The following is a 23285-nucleotide window of genomic DNA, read 5'->3' on the forward strand; positions in this document are numbered from 1 at the left end:
TGTTATCATGAAATTAATAAAAAACTTGAAATTTATAAAAATAGCATTGAAATTATTTTTATTGATGATGGAAGCTCGGATAATAGTGTTCAAATTCTTAAAGAATTATCTCAACAAGACAATAGAATTAAATGCATTTTTTTATCTCGAAATTTTGGTAAAGAAGCCGCCATGAGTGCTGGAATAAATTATACAAATGGCAATTATGTAGTTCAAATTGATTGCGACTTACAAGACCCTCCCGAAATCATTCCAAGCATGATTGAAACATTAGAAAAAAATAATTGTGATGTTGTCTATGGAGTTCGACTTGAAAGAGCGGGGGAATCCTTTGTTAAAAGATCTACATCCTATTTATTTTATAAATTAATTGATAAAATGTCTCATATAGATATTCCTAGAAATACTGGTGATTTTCGAGTAATGAAAAAACAAGTCATTTTAGCATTAAGAGAACTTCCAGAAACACAGCGTTTTATGAAAGGACTTTTTTCTTGGATTGGTTTTAAACAAATTGGTTTTTATTACAAAAGAAACAAAAGGATCGCTGGAAAAACAAAATTCAACTATTTTAAATTATGGAACTTTGCATTGGAAGGGATAACATCATTTACAAATATCCCATTAAAAGTTGCCACATATGTTGGATTTTCAATTTCTTTTCTTGCATTTTTAATATCAATTTTCTATTTAGCAAAATTTTTTATAATTGGTGATAAAATTCAAGGCTTTTTAACTTTAATAGTTGCTATTTTATTTATGGGTGGAATTCAACTCATGTTTTTAGGCATTTTAGGTGAATACTTAGGAAGAACATACCTTGAAACAAAAAGAAGACCTTTATATGTTATTAAAGAAAAAATAAATTTATAAAATATTAATCATCTACTAATTTACAAGCATAATACGAACCTATCTCTTGACATGTAAAATTTTTATTATCTTCAATATTTTTAAATAAATATTTTTGACCTTTTAAAACATAATAAACACTGTTCTTATCAAAATTTCCATCTGAAATTATTTTTAAAATAATTTGTTCATTTTTTTTCAAAAAGATATCGTCATTTCTACTAAAATAGCCAACATTAGTTGTATAACCATATTTAGCGGATAAATACCAAAATTCTTTATATGCAATATCTGCGGAGGTAGGATAAAAAACGATATTCTTTTTATTTCCAACGAATGTAACCCACTTTTTAATACTTTCTTCATCATAAGAAATATTGCCAGATTGAAATAGAATTCTTTTATATAAAGGATATATATCCCATAATTGAATGAAGAGAAGAAAAAATAATATTATTATTTTTTTACTAAGACTTCGATTACTTAGAACCCATTTCAACAATACATACAAAACAATTAAATAACACATTGGCCAAATATAGCGACCATTAGATCGAAATGTTCCAAAAATATTTAAAATAAATTCAGGAAATTTAATAGCAAATATTGTAAAATCGAAAAATTTTATTATTGGTAATAAAGAAAATAAAAATAAGAGAAAAACAGAAAAATTTAAATAAAAATATTTTTTATCAAAAAATTGCTTAATATTATAATTTCTTTGAAAAAATAACGGAATTGTTAAAATTAATATGCCTAAACCTAAATAACCAAACCCTTCAAATTTATCTGAAGGAGTAAATAATGGATTTATAAATTGAGAGGCATTTGTAGTTAGAGGATTAAAAAACGAATTTAAATTTGATGAATAAATCCCAAACCCAGAATCATAAATCCCTTTTATGTGAAAATACCCTATTAAATACCATGAAAAATAAGTAAAAAAACAAACTCCAATTATATTCATGAATGCATATTTTAAATAAATCTCTTTTAAAAATATCATATTTAATAAAAACATAAAATAAAATACAATAACCATTAATGTAATATAAGGATGAATCCAAACAGAAAATAATAAAATTAAAGTTAAATAAAACAATTTTATATTTGAAGAAATTCTAGAAAGAAAAATACAAAAAATAGCTAATATAATCCAATGACAATTTAAAGTAATATGACCAAAACGATTGAGAAGAACAGGTGACAAAAACAAGAAAAAAGAACACATTATTTTTAAAATAATGTGCATATTCCATTTTTTTAATAAAAGAGCAGAGAAAAAACCCTGTAATATATAACAAATAAATAGCCAAAGACCTAAATATTGATACTCCGGATTCCAAATAGGTTTTAATATCTTAAAAAGAAAAGCAAGTATTGGTATTGAGTCACTATATCCCATAGAAGTGCCGATTGGGTAATTGAGTAAATTGTTAACACCAAAAGGAAATTGCCAAGGAATACTTTGAAAAACATAACCACCTAAATAATTTTGAAGCCAATCCGAACTATTTAGCCACAATGTTTCTTTTGGATTCAGAATTAAAAAAGAAAAACGGATATAAAATATTAATACTGCAAGAAGAGTAGAAATAACTGCAGAAATTATAAAAACAGTCTTATCAGGTAATTGCTCCAATTTTTCAAAATTTTTTTTAAAAATAAAATAAATTTTATCAAGAAATAAAAAAACATAGAACATAAAAAATGAGATTATTGGAATAAAATAAATTCTCATGGTTTTCATATCACATGAAGGTGAATAGCGAGAATTAGTACAATTATTTTCTAACCAATTTAATTGATTTTTTAGTATCAATAAAGAAATTAGGATAGCAACTATGAAACATATGAATTTACTATACTTCAATTTCCTTATAATCTCTAAAATTCTAAAATAAATTATTTGTTTCATAAGCTCTTTCTAACTATTTAATAAACATTTTTATAGCCAAGATTGACCAACTAAGAAATTAAGTTTTAAAAACCATTTCATTTTTTAAATGATCAAGGTATTAATATAACTCCTAGGCAGATACTATTCAAATACTCTGCTCGTAAAAATTTTGTGATACCAATTTATTAAAAAGGGTCTAAAAATGATTAAATTTATTCCAATCTTAACTTTAGCTGCACTTTTAACGACAAGCTGTTTTGAAAACTCAACACCAACAAATCAACAGGTATTATCTGCTGCTTCATGTCCTGTGGCAGCTGTTTCCGTTTTTAAAGTGTCTTTTAACGAATCTCAAGGAAAATATCTTATTTTTCACGGTTCCTCTTCTGATCCTAAATCTTTGCCTAATCCTTTAACAGTTGAAAATTTGCAAATGGCACAAATTCCTACACCACAAGGTAGTACAGGAGAATCTGCTAAATTAAATTTCAATAAAAGTGATGGAAAATGCAATCCTGTTTTAGAAATGACTCAAGGATATAAAATTGAATTAGCAGCCGCTTCAGGAAATTCAGCAAATTCGAATGGAAGCTCTGCTAATAATTCTTCACAAGGAAGTTCTTGGGCTCCTTTTTTAATGGGAGCACTTGTCGGAAATGCGGTATCAAATGCAATGCAACCAAGATATGCACCACCAGCATATTATTTGCCGCCACCAGCGGCATCTACGGGTCAAGGTGGTTTAGTAACGGGTGGGGTTTCTGGAAAAACTCCAGATGAAATGAATAAAAAATACGAATCCCAATATAAGCAACCTCCTAAAAAAGGCTTCTTTTCAAAATCAGGAAATTCAACTACAACTGCAGATTCAGAAACAAAACCTAAAAAGAAAGGGTTTTTTTCTGGGGGGAATGATAATAGTTCCTCCACTAAAAAAAGTGGTAGTTTTTTTAGAAAAAAGAAAAAATAAAGAAAACTATTTTCATTTTATTTTTTATAAATAAAGGAGTATTTATGTCTAACTTTTATGCTGGTGTTGTGAGAAAAAAATATACTTTAATGTGCGTTTCTCCTGAAGGTTCTCAAATTGAAATCGTATCTTGTTATGACGATAATGCAGCAAAGGTAAGTAAACAAGCTTCCGAAAAAATTCTTTCCCTAATGGAAGAAAGCTTTGAATTAGAAGAAGGTTTTAAAATAAAGATTGTTGAAACTATGGAGTCTGCTGAAGACATTCCACTTGTTGAAGTAAAAGATAAAAAAGAAGCTTCTTTTTAATTTAAAGCTTTATATATAATCTATTTTATATTTAAAATTCATATTAATTTCAAAATAAAATTAATATGAATTTTTATTAAAATATTTAAGATAATCTTTATCAAAAACCCATACTTTTTAAGGCACGTCTTACTTCGTTTCCTTTATTTTTTTCCATAAAAGTAACACCATCTTGTCCGGAAAAGGCTTTTTGTGAATCGACTGAAGATTCGATTAATTTCTCGTTTATTTCAATTAATTTATCAATTAATATATTACCACTTTCAATAAGACTTTTATTTTGATTCGTATCGTTTAGAACTTTAAGAATAGTATCTTCCACATTTTTTATATGGCCTTTTTGCATATCTGTACCTTCAGAAATAATTTGTATTTGTTCCTTTAATTGATCAACACCTTCCGATATTCTCTGAAAGGCATCGTGAGCTTTTTTACTGACAACTTCTCCTTCTTTAATTCTTTCATTCATTGTTCTTATTATTTGGTTCACTTTAATAGAGCTTTCATTTAATAAATCTTTTATTTGTTTTGCTGATTTTCCGCTGGTACGGGCAAGCGTTTCTACTTCTTCAGAAACAACAGAAAATCCTTTTCCATGATCACCTGCCCTTGCAGCTTCTATAGAAGCATTCATCGCTAGCAATTCTGTTTTTGCTACGATATCTGTGATTACAATAGATTTTAAAGTAATTTGATTGATAATTTGTAACATTTTATCCATATCACCAGTTGCACTTTTAATAACTTCAATAGATTGCCCTAATTTTTCCATAATAGAAGCGGCTTCTTTTAAACGATTTTCAGCACTAATTGTGATGGTTTTGCAATCATTAATTTCTTGAATTGTTTTTGAAATCATTTGCAATATTTGATTGATTGTATCCGATGTTTGCGAAGTAAAGTCAAATTGTTTGCTAAATGAGTTTTCAATATTTTTTTTTGGATAAATAAATTCATTGATGGTACTTTGACTTTTTTCAATATAGTTTTGAAATAAAATTCCAACCATAAAAGATTTTTTTTGAATTTTGAGAATATAATAATACATAATATATTCCATAAAAAACAATGGAGCAGACATAATTATCAAATAATTTATTATATTCTTCATGCCTGAACCAAATAAAAAAATAATAATGATAGTAAATGAAAAAATGATTAAGTTAGTAATAAATAGCGAAATTAAAATTTTAAACTTCAAACCAGAAAAAGATTTTTTTTTAGAATATTCCTCTTTATCCATTTTTTCTTTCTCCAGACCAATACTCATTTAATACATAGGCAACTTCTTTTATATTTTCAAAATTTTTTAAATTTATATCATATATTTTTAATAAATTTACGGTATCTGAAATATTTTTTTTCAGAATATTCCGCATTTCAAAATTAGCTGAACTAATTTGATCGATACTTAATTTTTGTTCCCAAGTAGCAACACGAATATTTTCGGAATGACTTGAAATACCAAACATTTCTGCTTTGATCGCACTAAAAACAGCCAAAGCATTATTACTCGAAACTTTTCCAACTTCTACTCTAGATTGATTTGCTTCAATGATAATTTGAATTTGCTTTTGACTCTCAATAACAATATTTTCAATTTCATTTGCTTCACTTCCACTATGTTTTGCTAAATTACCAACTTCTTCAGCAACTACGGAAAAACCTTTTCCTGTTTGCCCTGCTTTTGCAGCTTCTATAGAAGCATTTAAGGATAATAATTCTGTTGTAGAAACAATTGTATGTATTGTAGATGTATCATTGCTAATTTGTTTAATGAGACTCGATATTTCAACCAATCCATCTTTTGTTTTTTCAATTGTTAAAATAGAATCAACCATTTTTTGCATTATTTCGTTGCCTTCATTAACGTCTCTAGTTACCTTATCTGAAAGTTCTTTACAAACTTCTGAATTTTTAGTTGTCTCAATTAACATAGAAATAATATCTTGCATTAACTTTGAACTTTCTGTTAACTCATCTAACTCGCTTCCTGTTGTTGAAATAAATCCACTTAAGTTATCCTTTATATTTTTTAAGGAATTATCTCCATTAGAACAGTTTTCTGAAATATAAAAAAAATCTTCACTTATACTTTTCACAAACTTAGATATAAGAATTCTGGTTAAAATAATGGATAAAAATGTAATTAATAATAAAGAAGAATATGATATCATTAAAAATTTGTCTTTAATACCATCAATGTAGATAAGGTAAAAACTTAAAACACAGCATGCAAGTAGCAGCAATACCATTAATGCCCATACTCTATTTTTTGCAGAAATATTTTTCAAAAATGAAAACATTCCTTAAACTTTCAATTTATTAGCAAATTATTTTGCCAAATTTCACAAAACGTATCGTCATACTTTTCAAAAAAAAAATTCAATAGTAGGAAAAAATGTAGTAGTTTGATAAGAATTGTCACGCTTATAAAGGAAACAAAATGACAAACAGACTAAAAGAACCTTCTGCAAATGGCCTCAATACAATTCAAAAAGAATTTGATTTATATCAAAATAATGCCTTTGAAAAACGGAGTTCAAGCTTTTTTTCATTAGAGCTTTGTGGTGAATGCGGAGAATTGGCTAATTTAGAAAAAAAAATATGGCGCGATCCCACAAAAGAAATAGAAATGGATAAACTTTCCGATGAAGCCGCAGACGTTTTTATTGCTCTCGTGAATTATTGCAATTCAAGAAATATAAATTTAGAAGATTCCGTCCATTCAAAATTAAAACGGATAGAAGACAAACGCCTTAAAGGACTTATGGGAAAAACAAAAGAATAAATTTATATTTTTGCAATTATTGATAATTTATTTGGTTTAATAGAAAAGGAGGCTGGCAAATATCCTGGCATTTTACCATCAGATTCCGCCGGAACAATTGCATTTTCTAGGGATTTTATTTTAATTGTAGTCGCTTCTCTTTCGATTATATCATTTTCTAGACCTTTATAATTTCCAGAATATAATCGGTTAAGTAAAAATATCGATTTTATTTTATTCATTTTACGAATTTGAACAACTTTAAATTTTCCATTATTTAAAGAAGCATCCCTAGAAATTCTCATTCCTCCTCCACAATATTGACCATTGCAAATGAATAGAACACGCAGATCGAAAGGAATGTAAGATTCATTGTCAAAAGAAATTTGAACAGGAAAGGATTGATTCTTTAATAAGGTTTTAATTGCCGCAATTAAAAATGCACCTCTTTTTCCGAATTTTTTATCTGACTCATTCAATCTTTTTACGGTCTCACCATTTGCACCGCATCCTGCAATATTAATAAAGTAACGAGGATGAAAACTTTCATTTTGAAATTCAATATAACCAACATCTGTTATTATCGATTTTCTTTGTTTTATAATAGTTAATGCTTTATTAATATTTTTAGGAATACCAATAGATTTAATAAAATCACTACCTGTTCCAAGCGGAATAAATGCTAAAGAAGGAGTTGAATTATTATCTGTTAAGTTATTTAATTTTAAAGGGCTTCCAAATATTTCTGGAAAGTTTGAAGGATTTGAATTTAAAAGTTGATTTCCTAATAAACCATTCACAATTTCATTTATTGTTCCATCGCCACCAACCGCAACAACAATATCATAACCTCTTTTTTTTGCCGAATAAGCTAGTAAAGAGGCTTCATATTGACGAGTTGTAAAAACCCAATTTGCATCAGGAAAAAACATTAAAACTTGGGGGAGTATTTTTTTCTCCCAAATTTTAATAGCTTCACCTGATCTTGATTTTGGATTCACAATAAATAAAATATTTGGATCCATTCGTTAATCAATTTCCTGTACGGTAAATAAGTTTGAATTTCTTTCCGAAACACTAGAAGCGGTTAAAGAAACAAAGACAAATTTTTCACCTTTTTTAAAGTTGAAACTTTTTACTAATATTTCTTTAATTTCTGAAAGAATTCTTTCCACTTGACTTCTAGATTCAAGAACAACTGCGGACACAGATCTTAACAAATTCATTTGTCTCATAATCTTTTTATTACATGTAATTGCAATAATTTCAGTTGGTGTTCTCATAGATGATAATTTCATGGCAGTATAACCACCTTCTGTAAAACAAACGATTGCTTTTACATTCGCTTGTTGAGCAATACGAATTGCTCCATAAGTAACAGCATCATCATCACTTGGAATTTCATTCATTTCAAAAGGATGCCATTTTTTTTCAAACCAAGCTTCACTGTTCACAAGGGTTTCTAAAGTAACTTGCGCAACCAAAGATGCATTTGGTCCTTCAGTGACTTCATGAGATAAAACTAATGCATCGGCACCATCTGCTGCGGCATTTGCCATATCCGAAACTTCTGCTCGGGTAGGATTGGCATTTACATACATGGAATGCATAAGCTCAGATGCGACGATCACCGTTTTTGATAATTTATTGCAACGGGCAATGAGTTCTTTTTGTATGATTGGTAAATTATGTGGATGCTCATCAATTCCAAGCTCAGAACGACTTAAAAATACGCCATCAATATGTCTCATTAATGTTGGCAATAAATCAAGGGAGCGTTTAGAATCTACCTTTAATAAAAAACGGGGTGGCAACATGGCTTCTACTTCATGAATGCTTTTAGATATTGGAATACTTGGGTGTCTTTCGGAATAAGGCGCGTTTTCGCCTAAAATTCCAGATTTAATTGCAAGCAATTCATTTTCAGATTTAATTCCATCGACAATAACGTAATCTGCTAAAGAAGAAAACCCTGTTTGTAATGTTCTTTCATCTTCAGGCAATAAAGGAAATAAATCACGAGACATACTTGGAGAGTGAACATCTACACCTGAAAGTAACATTCCCCCATTTTCAACAAAACAGCGGAGTGTCATACCAGATTTAAAGTTTTTAGGCACATCAAGTACTTTTAACTCTACTGCTCCATAAGAAACACTTATTTTTGAGCCTTCTTTGATATTTGTAAGTTGGTCTTCACTAGAAACAATAATTTCAACATTTTTTGTCGTTGAAGTTACAGGTCTTAAAGAAGCACAAAAATTAAAATCAACAATAAATGTAATATCTATTTCTGAGCCATCTGCGACTTCAATTGGGGCACCATGTAAAGACAAAATAGAACGGCGACCTATAAAACTTAATAAAAAGGGAACTTGCCCTTCACTATGCTGAGCATCTTCACTTGCTAATTGTTTACTTATTTCGAGTCTAAGTTTAATTATATTTGGCAAAGCGCTTGAAGAATAGGACATTCTTACAGCATCTAAGCGATTTTGGGTAATAACAGCTGCTATATTTTCAACACCTAATTTATCACAACCGTTATTTGTAACTGTCCAAATGAGCTTCGCTTTTGACTTTTTATCCATATCTTTGTTCTTTCCCTAAAGTATTTTGTTTGAGGACACCTGTATTGATATACCTCAAAGCATCCTTATAAATATCTCAGCGAAAATAGAACCAGCAAGAATAAAGATCAATTCACTACTTTAAATTTTTACGTTTGCAATTTTCAGAGTTCGCACAATCAGCAAAAAGTTCCATTTTATGCGATTTTAAAACAAACCCAAGATTTTTAGCAACAAGCTCTTGGCGTTTTTCTAATTCTTCGTCATAGAATTCAACAATATCGTTGCATTGATTGCAAATAAGATGATCATGGTGCTCATCACCTTGATCTGCAAATTCAAAACTAGCCCTATCCCCACCAAAATGACGCTCTACAAGAATTTGAGAATCTGTCATCATTTTAAGAGTACGATAAACAGTTGCTAAACCAATAGAACTATCTATTTTTTTAACTTCATTTGAAATCGTCTCTGCATCTACATGGCGCCCAGTGGAAAGGACGGCATCTAGAATGATTTTCCTTTGCCTTGTTTGCCTTAACCCTAGTTGACTCAAATATTCATCAAAGACTTTATGTAAATGCGCCCTCTTTGGGAGGCTATCACCTGATCTACGGGATGTCGTCATAAAAACTCACAAAAAAACAAATTGACTATTACATTGCAAAAAATGAAAATAAAGAAATTAGCTTCAGCTTAAATTATAGGGAATGCAATATGCGTTTATTTGGAACATTGTTACTCACGATAGCTTTAAGTCTTGTAAGCGGAGTATCGATATCTCCAACAACAGCTTACGGAGAGAATTCAAAGAATGCAAGGACATTCCCTCCTCTCTTAAACTGCCAAGAATCAAAATCTCGAATAGATTCCATGCTTGATTTGCATTTTTATTATAATGAAATGAATGACGAATTATCCCAAAGAACAATTAAAAAAATTTTTGAAAACTTAGACCAAAATAAAGTATTTTTTATAAAACAGGATATAGAATATTTTGAAAATAATGAAAAAAATATCTCTAAAAAAATGAAATTAAATAATTGCGATTTTTTATTTGAAATTCATAAAATATTTACAAAAAGAGTTCATGAAAGAATGCAAAGAGTGAAGTTAATATTAACAAAAGAACTTGATTTTAATAAAACAGATTATATAAATATAGCAAAACAAGGCTGGCCAATAAGTTCTGAAGAGGCTAATGAAAAAATCAAGAAAAGAATCAAATTACAATTTTTATCCACAAAACAATCCGATGAAAATGAAAACAAAGTTCGAGAAAGGCTATTAAAAAACTTTGTTCGTTTAGAAAGAAAATTTTATGAGTTAGATAATGATAAACTTTATTCTATTTTTTTAAATAGCTTTGCTCTTGCCATGGATCCTCATTCCGCGCATATGCTTCCCACGGATCATGATTCTTTTGTTATTCATATAAGCAATAAATTAGAAGGAATTGGCGCACAACTTCAAGAAAAAGATGGTTACATTATTGTTCGGGCTATCATTCCAGGCGGAGTTGCTCAAAAAGATGGTCGTTTAAAAGAAAAAGATAAAATCATTGCTGTAGATTCAGGAAATGGTCAAGGTTTACGAGATCTCATTGATACAGACGTTGATCAAGCTGTTCATTTAATTCGAGGAAAAAAAGGCAGCCCTTTAAAACTCATCGTCTTAAGAAAAAATGGAAATACAAATGAAAAATTATCTATTGTTCTTACCCGTGATGAAATTGATTTAAAAGAAGATGAAGTAAAAACAGAAATATATCAATCAAACAATGGAAAAATTGGGATTATAAAAATACCCACTTTTTATACCGATTTAAAATGCAAAACAAAAATATTTTCTCAATGCAAAGGTGTTTCTTATGATGTTGAACGAGGAATAAGAAAACTTGCAGAAGAAGGCATTAATGGATTGCTTATTGATTTAAGAAATAATGGTGGTGGGGATTTTCCTGAAAGCGTGAAGTTAACAGGATTATTTATTCCGAATGGAACAGCTGTTCAAACAGTTGATAAAACAGGAACAATTAAAAGACTGAGTATAGATGAATCCAATTGGATATATAAAGGTCCCTTGGTTATTTTAATTAACAGATATAGCGCATCTGCTTCTGAAATATTTGTAGGCGCTATGCAAGATTATGGAAGAGGGATTATTGTTGGTGATAAAAGCACTTATGGAAAAGCGACTGTGCAAATTGTTCAAGAAATTCCTGGTACTTTAGGACGTAGAACAGATGGCGCAATTAAAGTAACGCAAAGTAAATTTTATCGCCCAGCAGGGACAAGCAATCAAAAGCAAGGCGTTCTTTCCAACATTGTAATTCCAAGTATTTTAGAGTCCTATGATATTGGTGAAGAACAATTAGACTTTGCCTTACCAACAGATGTCATTCTTCCAGCAAAAGGTTTTAAGCCTCTTCAAGATCTCTCTTTTTTAATTAATAGAATAAAGTTTTTAAGCCAAGATAGGATAAACAGAAGCAAAAAATTTCAAGACTATTTAGCTAAAATAAATAAGATAAAACTTGAAAAAAATAAATTATTTCCTATTACAAAAGATTATTATAAAATTATTGAAGAACAGGAAAACCCAAGGGAACTAAATGAAGAAAACTTATATAATATAAAATCTTTAATAGATGAAAATGATTTGCAATTCATGGAAGCTTTAAATATAACAATGGATTCTATTAAATTAAGTGGAAATCAAAATTTTTGGGTGGGGATGAGTTCGAAGTAAATCTAAGAAAATTAAAATATTTAGCCAGTTCAGAATTCATATTTTTAAACTTCACGATACTCCATTCTCACTTTTCAACGTTTCATCCATTTTATTTGGACCAAACTATGAATGAAGTTCACCTTTCCATTCTATTTTTAAACTTGATTATATATCTAAACTATGGAAACATAAATAAATAATTAATATGGCAGTCTAAATCTAAGATTACCATTTAAGAAAATATGATTAGTCATAAATATTGAAAATCATATTAAAAACTTTAATTTATTTAAATTTTCTTAAAAAGAGTTCTAAATGAAATGTAAGATTTGTTGTAAAAATGCTTCTTTTTTTGCCAGTGAAAATATAATGCCACAAAAATTTAAAGCTGATTATTATTTATGCAATAATTGTGAATACTTATTTATAGATAATCCTAATTGGCTAGAAATTTCATATAGCGAGGCCATTACAGATTCCGATATAGGCCTCGTAAATCGGAACTCAAGACTCTCCGGTTATTACATATGCATTAATTCACATCTTTTATAAAAAAGAAAAACAATTTTTAGATTATGCTGGTGGGTATGGATTATTTGTAAGAATAATGCGAAATTTAGGTTTAAATTTTTATTGGCAAGATAAATATGCAAATAATTTATTTGCAAAAACATTTTCAGCAGAAGAAAGTAATATTAAAAATTACGGTTTAATTACAGCTTTTGAAGTATTGGAACATTTAGAAGATCCAATTAAAGAATTAGAAATATTATTTAATTTATCTAGTCATATATTAATTAGTACAGAATTATTACCAGAGCACAAACCAAAACCAAATGAGTGGCATTATTTTGCACTTGAACATGGTCAACATATCGGATTTTTTTCCAAAAAAACAATGGAATTTATTACAAATAAATATGGCTTTAATTATTATACAAATGGAAGTGATATCCATTTATTCACTAAAATGAAAATTTCAAAATTTTTATTTAAACTTGTCATGCGTTTTAAGTTTTCATTATTATACAGATATGTATTTAAATTAAAATCTTTACAAGAAGAAGATCAAGCAAAAATGATTAAATATCAAAAGGGATTATAATTCAAAATCAACCCACTTCATCATATTCTTGAATGTATTTTGGTGGATTCATTAATCCAATAAATGTCTTTGCATTCACAAAAATCAATTCATCTAATAATTGTCTTTGCAATATCATATCAACATCATCATATGGAATACTTTCAATCAATTTATCTTTGTTTATTAAAACAAAAGAAAGATTTTTACAGACGGAAGGAATCCAAGAAGAATATATTTTTGTTGAACGAAAAACAGATTTCATTAATTTAATTTTTTCAATAAATAATTCATTTTTTTTAATTGGAGAATCACCCATTTGCAAGCACATAAATCCATTTTTATTTAAAAGCGATTTGCAATCTAATAAAAATTTTTTATTAAAGTTACTTTTATTATTTTCTTCTAATAAGGGATCTTTTAAGTTATAAAAAATAACATCATATTTATTGTCATCTTGGCTTATAAAAGAATTCGCATCTTTATAAAATATTTTAACTTTATTATTTTTAAAAGACCCTTTATTTATTTCGGGTAAATATTTTGAACAAGAATCTACAATTAATTTATCTCTTTCTACAATAATAATTTTTTTAACGGATTTCCATTTTAAAACTTCTCTTGCAATAGCCCCTTCACCGGCACCAAGAATTAAAACAGATTCAGGTTCTTTAAAATGAACAAAAGGAATATGCACAAAAGGTTCAAAATACATATGTTCATCAAATGTAGTAGGCTGTAATTTGTTATTTAAAATAAGAGCTTTGCTTTTATTTTCTAATTCAACAATACAAATATCTTGAAAATCACTTTTTTGTTGAGTGATAATTTTAGAAATGAGGTATTGATACATTTCACCGGCAGATAAATGCTCTGTTAACCAAATATTTGAACTTTTTTGCTCAAGAGGCATAAAAACACCCTCCATTGGGCTTATCGTTACAAATATAAAAGCGCTTCAGTAAAAATTTCCCTATTCATTGAAACCAACATAAGATAAAAATTTCCCTACTAAGAGATATCAAATTGTTCTCTTTTTAGGATTTGGTTCAGGATATCTTTTGTGAAGCATTTTATGCCTTTTTTTGGAGTTTTTTATGTCAAGCGCCCCATATTTAAATACCCATAATATTTCAACTAGTTACGGTTCAACCAAATTATTTGAAAACCTTTCCTTCACGATTCATCCTGGGGAAAGATGGGGCATTGTGGGACCTAACGGCGCAGGAAAGTCTACCTTATTCCGTTTGATTGAAGGAACTCAAAATACGGATTCCGGCTCAATCTCTATTCGAAATGGCCTGCGTATCGCTATTTTAACCCAAAAGTATCAATTTGATGCTGAAAAAACAGTGGAACAAATTTTAAGAGAATCTCTCCCAAGTGAATATGATACCGATTTACAAATAAAACTCCTTGAAGATGAAATTCATGAGCATTCGCATCTTGCAGAGAAAAATCCAAATATCGCATTAGATGAAAAATGGAACGAAAAGCTCTCTGTTTTACAAGATAAATTAATTCATATTTCTGGTGCTGGCACAGAAAATATCATTCAAAGTGCAATTAAAGCAGGTAAATTATCTGAAATTTCTCAAAATAAATTTGTGAATTTATCTGGGGGGCAGCAAAAAAGAGTGCAAATTATTACAGCTCTTTTAAAAAATCCTCAATTGATATTATTGGATGAGCCCACCAACCATTTAGACGTTCAGACTGTAGATTGGCTAGAAGAATTATTATTAGAAGTTGTTGAACAGGGAGCTAGTTTATTTGGATTTAAAAATAAAAATGAAACCAGTGAACCTATTGCATTTGCCATTATTTCTCACGATCGTGCTTTACTTGATACTTTAGTAAATAAAATATTAGAAATTGAAGCAGGAGAAGCAAAACAATATGAAGGAAACTACGAAGCTTATAGCCAAGCAAAATTAGAAGCCAATTTAGTGGAAGAAAAAACAAGATCCAAAATGGCAAATTTAATGAGAAGAGAACTTGCGTGGTTAAGAACAGGTGCAAAAGCAAGAACAACAAAACAAAAATCAAGAATTGATAGAGCGCTCGCCCTTGATAAAAACTTAAGTGCAAAAGAGCAAAAAGCCTCTCTTAATAAAAATGCTGAAATAAGTTTTAATGCACAAATGACAGATGAACAAAGAAATAATGAAGATACCATTATGCCTGTGTTACGAAATTTAGGTGAACAAGAACTCATTCACTTAGCAAAAGTAACAATAAAACACCCTGCAGCACAAGATAAAGATTCTCATTATATTTTTGAAAATTTAAATTTAATTGTGAAACCCAAAATGAGAATTGCATTATTAGGGCCTAATGGTTGTGGAAAATCCACATTAATGAAAATCATTGCAAACTCAGAGCAACCCTTAAAAGGTGAAATTAAATATCATGATTTAGTGCAAATTTCTCATTTTGATCAACAGAGACAAAAATTAGATTATAATGCTACCGTCAGAACAAGCATTGCTCCTGAAGGGGAATATGTTCATTTTGGTGGGAAATTTATTCATATTATGAGTTATTTAGATCGTTTTCTATTTTATAAATTTGATGCAAATAGAAAAGTTTCAGAACTTTCTGGAGGGGAGCAGGCTCGTTTATTAATTGCAAAACTCATGCTAGAACAAGGTAACTTACTTATTTTAGATGAACCTACAAATGATTTAGATATTCCCACGCTTCAAGTGTTAGAAAGAAATTTATCGGATTTTCAGGGTGGTGTCTTATTTACAAGCCACGATCGCTATTTTGTTCAAAGAGTTGCGACAGGTCTATTAACCTATATAGGTGAGAAAGAAACAAATCATGCACGAGTGGGACAATGGCTCATGCTTCCCGATCTCGATCAAGCACTGAATGAAATGGAAAAATTTAAAGAAAATGAAGCTCCTAAAAAGGAACAAATTAAAATTTCGAATGAAATAGAAAATGAATCAAATAAAGCAACAAAAAAAATAAAATTAAGTTTTAAAGAACAAAAAGAGCTTGAAAATTTAGAAACAAAAATTTCAAAACTAGAAGAAATCATTCCAAACTTAACTGCAAAATTAGATGAAATATATGCTTCTGGGAAAAACCTATCAAATACAAAAGATTTAACAAAAGAAATTGCAGAAAAACAAAAAGAATTAGATTTGAGTTATGAAAAATGGGAAGAATTATCTTCAAAGAATTCCTAAAAATCTAAATACATTTTCATTAGAAGATTGAATTAACTCTATATCTGTTTTATTTAAATAAGCTGCTAATATTTTGCTAATTTCAATTAAGTTTCCAGGCTCATTTTCTGTTAATTTACCAACCCCAGGAATTTCAGGTGGTAAATCGGGAGAATCGGTTTCCAACATTCTGAATAAAGGATCACACTTTAGAAAAGCTTCTCTATTTTTAGTTGCTTTTTGCCAAGTGGGAACAACACCAAAGGAACAATAAATAGAAAGCTTAGATAAAACTTTTAGCTCTTCAGCGGGACCACTATAACAGTGGATCATCATATTTTTTACACCTTGGTTTTTTGCCCATTTTATTTTTTGAATGCACAAACTCCAAGGCGCTCTTAAATGCAATATTACTGGTAAGCTATATTTAATAGAAGTATGAATACAATTTTCAAAGGCGATATTTTGTAATTCAATTAAGTCCTGTTTCGTTAATGATTTACAGTTTTTATGATTTTTTACATCGTTTGATAAGTCAAATCCGGTTTCGCCTATGGCCCATATTTTATTTTTGTTCTGGAATAAAATTTGATTAAATTCGAATAAATCTTGAGATATTTTTTCATTATTTTGTTTTCCATTTTCCAATAACCACTTTTCATGAACATACATAGGATGAAGTCCATGACTCAAAAAACATGAAAATTTATTTAAATCAAAAGATTTTTTTATTTCGATTTCTTTGGATAAAAAACATAATACTGAATTTAAATTAGGATCGATTGAATAAGAAAGATTTTCTAGGGTATCTTCATTCCAAACACCAGCAACTATTCCCGTTACAACATTTTTTTGAATTGCTTTTTCTAAAGTAAATTTTAAAGAATTTAAGTAATTTAAATGAAAGTGTGAATCTATAGCTAAAATATTATGATTTAAACAGAAGAAACCTTCCCACGAAGAAATACATCAACCTCCTCGATATAAATATCCTCAGGTAAATTTAAAATAACTTTACACTCTTCGTTTGAAATATCAAAGAGTTTTCCAGAAGTATTATCAAGAAAATGGTAGTGATCTCCCACATTCGTATCATAAACAACTTTACCTGTATGAGGTAATTTAAGTTCTTTTAACATTCCTGCCTGAACAAGAACATCAAGAGTATTATACACAGTTGCTCTACTTAATTTTGGAAAATTGGCATCGGTCCAGTTTTTAATATCTTCTGCCGTGGGATGGTCTGCTTCGCAAAGAACAAATTTACAAATTGCAATTCTTTGTGCCGTCGCAGCGACTCCTGATTTTTTAAGTCTTTCTTCAATTTCAGGAACAGTTAAGCAATGTACTTTTTCTTTGTTTAACTTTAAAATCATATAAATACCCTCGAACATTATGGTATAGAGATATAAATCAAATAGCAAGAATTTTTTAGACTAATTCTAAAATGATATTAATTATGAAATATTTTTATACTATTACAAAATAACAACGATTATTATCATGAATGTAATAAAAATATGCATTTACAATAGGTTCTTTTTTCTTGTAAATTTAAGATTTTTATTTCGCAATGAGACATCACATGGCCTAGGTAAATGCCAGTTCTTCCAAACAGAAATCATACGAGAAATAAAAATAAATAAAATAACAATAAGATCAAGCGCTAGTGTAGGTAGATAATCTTTTAACAGGAAATATAAAATTCCTCCAATTACAGCAAAAGCTCCATAAATTTCTTTTTGAAAGAGATAAGGAACACGATTCACGATGACATCACGAATAACTCCACCAAAACAAGCTGTTATTACACCCATAAGGATACATTGATAATTTAACAATCCAGATTCCAAAGCAACTTTTATTCCTGCAACAGTAAAAAATGCTAGGCCTAACGCATCAAATACAATTACAATTTTATCAAAGTAACGATTTTGTTTCTTAACTGCAAAAACTAAAAATGTAGCTAACAATGCAATAACCCAATAAGCTGGGGTATTAAAAACAGTAGGAGGTGTTTTCCCTAAAATAAGATCTCTTAAAAACCCACCACCAAACCCTGCAATAACAGTCATAACAAACATTCCAAAAAGATCCATTTTTCTTGCAGCTGCTATTGAAGCACCACTAATGCAAAAAGCAAAAGACCCTGAAAAATCTATAGCATTAAATATCATAAAAGAAACCTTTGAAAATTAAATAATTGTTATTTCTTGTTATCCGTTTTTTGTTGTTCATTATTTGTTACATTAGTTTGTTCATTTGGAATAATAATTCCTTTTTTTACTAAACTATATGTAAGTATAGAATGTTGCATTAAAAATAATGAAATTAAATAAGCTGCAACACAACCTGTTAACACAGGAATTGCAGCCCAAAACTGATGGGTTGCTTCAAGCGTAATAAAGACAGAAGCCAAAAAAGCTCTTGTTACCCCTGCAAACAAAGAGGCCATGCCTACCATTGCAGCAATTTTGGGGTCTAATTGTATAAAAGGAAATAGATAAGAAATCAATCCTGATAAAGTAACACCTAAACATGCTCCAATCATAAATAAAGGAGCTAATGTTCCTGCTGTTGTTCTACTACTAACCCCAATTAACCAAGCTAAAAATTTTAAAATAAATAAAGAAGCAGCAAAATGCCCTATTATTTTTCCGTTTAAAATTGAGGTTATTGTTTCGTAACCAGCTCCTAATATTTTTGGTTCTACAACTCCTATAGCCCCGACACCAATCCCTCCTAGAGCAGGCCACCACATCCAATGAATTGGTAATTTTTCAAATAAAGATTCACAAAAATGAACAGAATGAGTAATTCCAACAGAAATAATTCCAATAAAAACCCCTATTATAAAGTAACAAATAATATCTATAGAAGCTGTAGGCAAGGAAACCTGACTCATACTAAAAGCCAAATTATCCCCAATAAATTTCATTCGAATAAAATCTGCAGCAATAACAGATAACGCAGCAGGAACTAATGAGCGGGGTTTAAACTCAAATAACATAAGCTCAATTGCTAAAAAAATTCCACCAAAAGGGCTTCCAAAAGCTGCTGAAACTGCAGCAGCAACCCCAGAAGCGAGAAGAATTTTTCTTTCCTCAGAAGACATTTTAATCAACTGCCCAAAAGCAGATCCTCAAGTTGCCCCTGTTGCAATAATAGGTCCTTCTTCACCAAAAGGCCCGCCGGTTCCAACAGAAATCGCGGCAGAAGCTGGTTTTAAAAAAAGCATTCTTTTTTGAATTAAACTTTCATTTATTAATACTTTTTCCATGGTTTCAGGAATACCGTGACCATAAACAGAAGGATTGATAAAACGGGCAATCAATCCGACAATAAGCCCCCCTATTATAGGGATAAAAAAAGCATAATAACCAAGTTGATTTGTTTCAGGCAAGGCGAATTCAAATGAAAATTTTCCAAAATAAAAAAAATTGGTGACTAAATTAATTATTAATTTTAAAGCTTGTGCCAGATAGCCGACTGAAATTCCAATAATTACGCTTAACAAACAAATTAAAATATCACGTTTATTAAAAATAGATTTTTTGGAGTGAAAAGTATTTTCTTTTAAAAACTGCATTTTCTCAAAATAATTCATTTTATAACCTTGAACATAGGTAAAAGATAATGCATATCAAAATGCCCTAGTACTCTTAATAAATAAAAAAAGCAAATTAAGTTGATTGCAAAATAGAGTCACTGGGTCTAGATTCGAAATCTTGTTATATTTTGAATTTTTGGAATTTATTTATGCCTAAAAATAACTTTATGAATAACTTCATGCTTCCTCCTAATTTAATGAATACAAGTAAAGATAATGTTCCAAACATTACCTTTGGCGGTGTTTCATTACCTGAAAAAACCATTTATATTGACTTTGCTTCAAGCACACCACTAGACATTCGTGTTTTCCAAGAAATGTCTCCATGGATGCTTGGTTATTTTGCGAATGCTGCCAACCGAACCCACCCCATGGGCGAATTAACCGAATATGCGATTGGCGTAGCAAGAACGAATATGGCTTCCTTATTTAATGTAACATTTGATGAAGTTATTTTCACATCAAGTGCAACAGAAAGCAACAATTTATTATTAAGAGGACTCGTTGAAAATCCTCACCGAAAACGAAATAAAATTGTTTTCTGCGCAACAGAACATTCCAGTATTGTTGCTACAGCTATTTCATTATTTGAAAGTTATTCAAAAACTCTCGGTATACAAATAGAAGAACTCCCCGTTGATCAAAATGGCCAAATAATAATGAATGAAGCAGAGCGAATTATTAATAAAGATACCATTTGCGTTTGTGTCATGGATGTAAATAACGAAACAGGAATTTTTCAAACTAAAATGCATGAAATTAAAAATTTATGCGTTAAAGCAGAGACAATACTGCATGTTGATGCTTCTCAAGGTTTTGCAAGAACATCTACAATTGCAAATAATATTGATTTTGATACCGCAACAATTTCATCTTCAAAAATATATGGCCCTAAAGGTGCGGCTGCTTTAATTATTAAAAAAAGAAGACCGAAAATTAGAATTGAACCTCAACTTACTGGTGGTGGTCACGAGTTTAACCTTCGCTCAAGTACACCAAACGCAGCAGCTATCGTTGGTTTTGCCTTAGCGTGCTCTTTGCAAATTCAAGAGTCTCAACAAAGAATAAAACATTTTAAAAAAATGGAGCAAGTTTTTTGTAATGAAATTCAAAAATATATTAAAACTTATTTTTATGGAAATGAAACAAATAAAGTACCTGGTATTGTTACATTATACTTTTCTGGTGTAAATGCTATGAAATTACTTGAAGAAAGCAAAACGATTTGCGCAAGCGTTGGTAGCGCTTGCAAAACTCTTCAAGCAACAGCAAGCCATGTTCTGGTTGCCATGGGTGTCGATCTCGAACATACTTTATCTAGTTTCAGAGTCAGTTTTGGCCTTACAAACTCAGAAGATGAAGTTCGTGAAGCAGCAAGACATCTTGCAGCTACAGCCATAAAACTCAGGGATAATTCTGCAACACTTTTATAGGATTTTAAAAATGGACTTGAATGTGCTTATCGTTGGTGGGGGAATCCATGGAGTGGGTTTATTACATGATCTTGCTTCGCGAAAAGTTCCTGGCGTTCATTTAGTAGAAAAAAATAAAATTGCTTCTGGCACTTCAAGCCGAAGCACAAAACTTGTTCATGGTGGCCTTCGTTATCTTGAACATTTAAATCAATGGGGACTTGTCCATGAGGCTCTTCATGAAAGAGCTCTTTTATTAAATTTGTTAAAAGGAATTGTTAAACCACTTCCTTTTGTACTTCCAAACTTTAAAGGTGATAAAAGACCTCCATGGATGGTTCGTCTTGGTTTATTTTTTTATGATCTACTCGCTGGTGATGGTGGACTCCCTTCAGCAAGTCGCATTAGCAAAGAAGATATTGCAAAATTTGCCCCTTATTTAAATCAAAATAAAATAGAAAATGAAATGTTAAGTGCATTTTTATATTATGACGCCCAAATGTTAGACGATGTTATTGCAAATATTGCTGCAGAAGCAGCTGTTAAACTTGGCGCATCATATAAAGAAAATTCTAAAGTAACTGAAGTAACTCAAATTGAAAACGGATATAAAGTAACTATAGAAAAAAATAATACAAAAGAAGTTTTAACGACAAGATATATTGTAAATGCTGCAGGAGCCTGGTGTAATGAAAACTTGTTACATTGGGGAATCCCTCCTAAAATAAGCTGTTTATTAAATTTAGGAACTCACATTGTTTTTAATCCGGAAACCGTTCCAAATGGAGATGCGACAAATTCAGCGGCAACTTTAATTCAAGAGTTAGATGGAAGAATTGTTTTTTTTATTCCCTGGTACGGAAAGTGGTTATATGGAACGACCGAATCCATTTTATCAAATGAACCATCTCATATTCGTTATCCTGAAAGTGACAAAGATTATTTAATGGCCACAGCATCTGAAACGTTAAATTTAGTAGATGCAGAAAAAAATATTTCAGAAATTTTTTGCGGTGTGCGTTGTATGCCACTAAATCAAAAAATAAAAGTAACAAAAATAGAAGACAGCTGGGTATCCGATCCATATCACTCTCCATTTTATTTAAAAAAATTAGATAAAAGTATTTCTGGACTTTCAAGAGAAACCGTTATTGATGAAACTCTGCCTGGTTTGATTTCAATTTATGGTGGGAAATATACGACTTATCGAGCTATAGGTGAAAAAATGGGGGCTTTGCTTTCACGCAAAATGAAAATAGGAGCTTCATCAGGTACGCATCTTTCAGAAAATTGGTTTTTAGAAGAACTTCGTCAAGAAAAACCACATATTTTTAAAAGCTCAATTGAACTTAGGCAAAATTAACCTATGATCAAAACCTTACCAATAATATAAATAATTCCTACTAGACTTCCCTTCACATTCCGATTTTTGATATGATAAAATTGTAGCATTTTTATATTTCAAATTTGGGGTAACAATGCCTAATAACAAAAAATTAAATCATTCAAATTCTAATAGTAGATTAAAAGAAATCCTTACTTTTTTAAAATTTCATCTTTTTCTACAAGTTGTTATTGCTGTTATTTTAGGGATCCTTGTTGGTATTTTTTTTCCTAAATTTGGAGAAGAACTTCGCATTATAGCGTCCATTTTTATACGATTTATTAAAATGGTCATTTCTCCCGTTGTTTTTGTTTCTATTATTTTAGGTGTCTGTTCCCATAGTAAACATGGGGGAGTCGGTAAACTTGCTTTTAAAACAATTGTTTATTTTGAAATTATGTCCATAATTGCTGTTGTTTGATCTTCCCCCAATTTTATAGACACAATTAACCGACCTTTTTCATTGGTCTAGTTATTTCAAATATAACTGGAGACAGATATCCATTCGAC

Annotated in this window: 21 protein-coding genes and 1 pseudogene; 11 read left to right on the forward strand and 11 right to left on the reverse strand. The window is 29.9% G+C overall.

The features are described 5' to 3' along the window. Positions 1-873: glycosyltransferase family 2 protein (locus ACIQ56_RS04570; protein WP_397599891.1), on the forward strand; the 873-nt coding region annotated here is incomplete at its 5' end. 4 nt (positions 874-877) lie between these two features. Here ACIQ56_RS04570 and ACIQ56_RS04575 read toward each other — a convergent pair. Next, positions 878-2494, reverse strand: a complete 1617-nt coding sequence (locus ACIQ56_RS04575; RefSeq protein WP_397599892.1) for a DUF6311 domain-containing protein — start codon at positions 2492-2494, stop codon at positions 878-880. Between the two features lie 460 nt (positions 2495-2954). On the opposite strand from ACIQ56_RS04575, the gene ACIQ56_RS04580 reads away from it, so the two are divergent. Together ACIQ56_RS04580 and ACIQ56_RS04585 are read left to right on the forward strand one after the other, a co-directional pair. After that, positions 2955-3722 carry a hypothetical protein gene (locus ACIQ56_RS04580; protein ID WP_397599893.1) on the forward strand — a complete coding sequence of 256 codons (768 nt, stop codon included), beginning with the start codon at positions 2955-2957 and terminating at the stop codon, positions 3720-3722. A 44-nt stretch (positions 3723-3766) separates the two neighbouring features. Next, a complete protein-coding gene (locus tag ACIQ56_RS04585) occupies positions 3767-4030 on the forward strand; it encodes a hypothetical protein (RefSeq protein ID WP_397599894.1) in 264 nt (87 codons plus the stop codon). 100 nt (positions 4031-4130) lie between these two features. On the opposite strand, the gene ACIQ56_RS04590 is transcribed toward ACIQ56_RS04585, so the two are convergent. Beyond that, entirely contained in the window at positions 4131-5273 is a 1143-nt protein-coding gene (locus ACIQ56_RS04590; protein ID WP_397599895.1) for a methyl-accepting chemotaxis protein, read from the reverse strand. After that, complete coding sequence (locus ACIQ56_RS04595; protein ID WP_397599896.1) at positions 5266-6324, reverse strand: methyl-accepting chemotaxis protein; 1059 nt, start codon at positions 6322-6324, stop codon at positions 5266-5268. The genes ACIQ56_RS04590 and ACIQ56_RS04595 overlap by 8 nt, the downstream gene beginning before the upstream one ends. 152 nt (positions 6325-6476) lie before the next feature. Between ACIQ56_RS04595 and ACIQ56_RS04600 the strand changes: the two genes are divergently transcribed. Then, on the forward strand, positions 6477-6821 hold the full coding sequence (locus ACIQ56_RS04600; RefSeq protein ID WP_397599897.1) for a hypothetical protein: 345 nt from the start codon (positions 6477-6479) through the stop codon (positions 6819-6821). A gap of 2 nt (positions 6822-6823) precedes the next feature. Here the strand turns inward: ACIQ56_RS04600 and ACIQ56_RS04605 are convergent, their stop codons facing one another. From ACIQ56_RS04605 to ACIQ56_RS04615, 3 genes are all read right to left on the reverse strand, one after another. Continuing rightward, entirely contained in the window at positions 6824-7825 is a 1002-nt protein-coding gene (locus ACIQ56_RS04605) for a diacylglycerol/lipid kinase family protein (RefSeq protein ID WP_397599898.1), read from the reverse strand. Positions 7826-7828: 3 nt separating this feature from the next. After that, positions 7829-9391, reverse strand: coding sequence for a pyruvate kinase (locus ACIQ56_RS04610; protein WP_397599899.1), 1563 nt, complete (start codon positions 9389-9391; stop codon positions 7829-7831). A 115-nt stretch (positions 9392-9506) separates the two neighbouring features. Continuing rightward, positions 9507-9998, reverse strand: a complete 492-nt coding sequence (locus tag ACIQ56_RS04615; protein ID WP_397599900.1) for a Fur family transcriptional regulator — start codon at positions 9996-9998, stop codon at positions 9507-9509. Between the two features lie 89 nt (positions 9999-10087). On the opposite strand from ACIQ56_RS04615, the gene ACIQ56_RS04620 reads away from it, so the two are divergent. The 3 genes from ACIQ56_RS04620 to ACIQ56_RS04630 all read left to right on the forward strand — a co-directional run bounded on the left by ACIQ56_RS04620 (position 10088) and on the right by ACIQ56_RS04630 (position 13208). After that, positions 10088-12121, forward strand: a complete 2034-nt coding sequence (locus ACIQ56_RS04620) for a carboxy terminal-processing peptidase (RefSeq protein ID WP_397599901.1) — start codon at positions 10088-10090, stop codon at positions 12119-12121. A gap of 297 nt (positions 12122-12418) precedes the next feature. Next, entirely contained in the window at positions 12419-12655 is a 237-nt protein-coding gene (locus ACIQ56_RS04625; protein ID WP_397599902.1) for a hypothetical protein, read from the forward strand. Beyond that, positions 12645-13208: a class I SAM-dependent methyltransferase gene (locus tag ACIQ56_RS04630; protein WP_397599910.1), complete on the forward strand. Its 564-nt coding sequence runs from the start codon at positions 12645-12647 to the stop codon at positions 13206-13208. Before ACIQ56_RS04625 ends, ACIQ56_RS04630 begins: the two co-directional genes overlap by 11 nt. A gap of 7 nt (positions 13209-13215) precedes the next feature. Here ACIQ56_RS04630 and ACIQ56_RS04635 read toward each other — a convergent pair whose 3' ends face one another. Beyond that, entirely contained in the window at positions 13216-14100 is an 885-nt protein-coding gene (locus ACIQ56_RS04635) for a hypothetical protein (RefSeq protein ID WP_397599903.1), read from the reverse strand. A gap of 184 nt (positions 14101-14284) precedes the next feature. On the opposite strand from ACIQ56_RS04635, the gene ACIQ56_RS04640 reads away from it, so the two are divergent. Beyond that, positions 14285-16390: an ABC-F family ATP-binding cassette domain-containing protein gene (locus tag ACIQ56_RS04640; protein ID WP_397599904.1), complete on the forward strand. Its 2106-nt coding sequence runs from the start codon at positions 14285-14287 to the stop codon at positions 16388-16390. On the opposite strand, the gene ACIQ56_RS04645 is transcribed toward ACIQ56_RS04640, so the two are convergent. The 4 genes and pseudogenes from ACIQ56_RS04645 to ACIQ56_RS04660 form a co-directional block, all read right to left on the reverse strand. Beyond that, on the reverse strand, positions 16376-17335 hold the full coding sequence (locus tag ACIQ56_RS04645; protein ID WP_397599911.1) for a TatD family hydrolase: 960 nt from the start codon (positions 17333-17335) through the stop codon (positions 16376-16378). The two genes, ACIQ56_RS04640 and ACIQ56_RS04645, sit on opposite strands and share 15 nt — an antisense overlap. Next, positions 17305-17745, reverse strand: a complete 441-nt coding sequence (locus ACIQ56_RS04650; RefSeq protein WP_397599905.1) for a Fur family transcriptional regulator — start codon at positions 17743-17745, stop codon at positions 17305-17307. Before ACIQ56_RS04650 ends, ACIQ56_RS04645 begins: the two co-directional genes overlap by 31 nt. 150 nt (positions 17746-17895) lie before the next feature. Continuing rightward, positions 17896-18546, reverse strand: a complete 651-nt coding sequence (locus ACIQ56_RS04655) for a trimeric intracellular cation channel family protein (protein ID WP_397599906.1) — start codon at positions 18544-18546, stop codon at positions 17896-17898. A 29-nt stretch (positions 18547-18575) separates the two neighbouring features. Continuing rightward, positions 18576-19976 (reverse strand): annotated as a pseudogene (locus tag ACIQ56_RS04660) (chloride channel protein). A 152-nt stretch (positions 19977-20128) separates the two neighbouring features. On the opposite strand from ACIQ56_RS04660, the gene ACIQ56_RS04665 reads away from it, so the two are divergent. From ACIQ56_RS04665 to ACIQ56_RS04675, 3 genes are all read left to right on the forward strand, one after another. Further along, on the forward strand, positions 20129-21412 hold the full coding sequence (locus tag ACIQ56_RS04665) for a cysteine desulfurase family protein (protein WP_397599907.1): 1284 nt from the start codon (positions 20129-20131) through the stop codon (positions 21410-21412). Positions 21413-21422: 10 nt separating this feature from the next. Continuing rightward, a complete protein-coding gene (locus ACIQ56_RS04670) occupies positions 21423-22754 on the forward strand; it encodes a glycerol-3-phosphate dehydrogenase/oxidase (RefSeq protein ID WP_397599908.1) in 1332 nt (443 codons plus the stop codon). 115 nt (positions 22755-22869) lie between these two features. After that, complete coding sequence (locus ACIQ56_RS04675; RefSeq protein WP_397599909.1) at positions 22870-23196, forward strand: cation:dicarboxylate symporter family transporter; 327 nt, start codon at positions 22870-22872, stop codon at positions 23194-23196. Positions 23197-23285: the final 89 nt, after the last annotated feature.

Origin of the sequence: Silvanigrella sp. (assembly GCF_044369315.1) — a bacterium.
Classification (GTDB): Bacteria; Bdellovibrionota_B; Oligoflexia; order Silvanigrellales; family Silvanigrellaceae; genus Silvanigrella.

Excerpts from the sequence above, each read along its gene's own strand:
- ACIQ56_RS04580 (WP_397599893.1), top strand. The coding sequence starts at position 2,955 with ATGATTAAATTTATTCCAATCTTAACTTTAGCTGCACTTTTAACGACA.
- ACIQ56_RS04585 (WP_397599894.1), top strand. The coding sequence starts at position 3,767 with ATGTCTAACTTTTATGCTGGTGTTGTGAGAAAAAAATATACTTTAATG.
- ACIQ56_RS04590 (WP_397599895.1), bottom strand. The coding sequence starts at position 5,273 with ATGGATAAAGAGGAATATTCTAAAAAAAAATCTTTTTCTGGTTTGAAG.
- ACIQ56_RS04600 (WP_397599897.1), top strand. The coding sequence starts at position 6,477 with ATGACAAACAGACTAAAAGAACCTTCTGCAAATGGCCTCAATACAATT.
- ACIQ56_RS04605 (WP_397599898.1), bottom strand. The coding sequence starts at position 7,825 with ATGGATCCAAATATTTTATTTATTGTGAATCCAAAATCAAGATCAGGT.
- ACIQ56_RS04610 (WP_397599899.1), bottom strand. The coding sequence starts at position 9,391 with ATGGATAAAAAGTCAAAAGCGAAGCTCATTTGGACAGTTACAAATAAC.
- ACIQ56_RS04615 (WP_397599900.1), bottom strand. The coding sequence starts at position 9,998 with ATGACGACATCCCGTAGATCAGGTGATAGCCTCCCAAAGAGGGCGCAT.
- ACIQ56_RS04620 (WP_397599901.1), top strand. The coding sequence starts at position 10,088 with ATGCGTTTATTTGGAACATTGTTACTCACGATAGCTTTAAGTCTTGTA.
- ACIQ56_RS04625 (WP_397599902.1), top strand. The coding sequence starts at position 12,419 with ATGAAATGTAAGATTTGTTGTAAAAATGCTTCTTTTTTTGCCAGTGAA.
- ACIQ56_RS04635 (WP_397599903.1), bottom strand. The coding sequence starts at position 14,100 with ATGCCTCTTGAGCAAAAAAGTTCAAATATTTGGTTAACAGAGCATTTA.
- ACIQ56_RS04640 (WP_397599904.1), top strand. The coding sequence starts at position 14,285 with ATGTCAAGCGCCCCATATTTAAATACCCATAATATTTCAACTAGTTAC.
- ACIQ56_RS04650 (WP_397599905.1), bottom strand. The coding sequence starts at position 17,745 with ATGATTTTAAAGTTAAACAAAGAAAAAGTACATTGCTTAACTGTTCCT.
- ACIQ56_RS04655 (WP_397599906.1), bottom strand. The coding sequence starts at position 18,546 with ATGATATTTAATGCTATAGATTTTTCAGGGTCTTTTGCTTTTTGCATT.
- ACIQ56_RS04665 (WP_397599907.1), top strand. The coding sequence starts at position 20,129 with ATGCCTAAAAATAACTTTATGAATAACTTCATGCTTCCTCCTAATTTA.
- ACIQ56_RS04670 (WP_397599908.1), top strand. The coding sequence starts at position 21,423 with ATGGACTTGAATGTGCTTATCGTTGGTGGGGGAATCCATGGAGTGGGT.
- ACIQ56_RS04675 (WP_397599909.1), top strand. The coding sequence starts at position 22,870 with ATGCCTAATAACAAAAAATTAAATCATTCAAATTCTAATAGTAGATTA.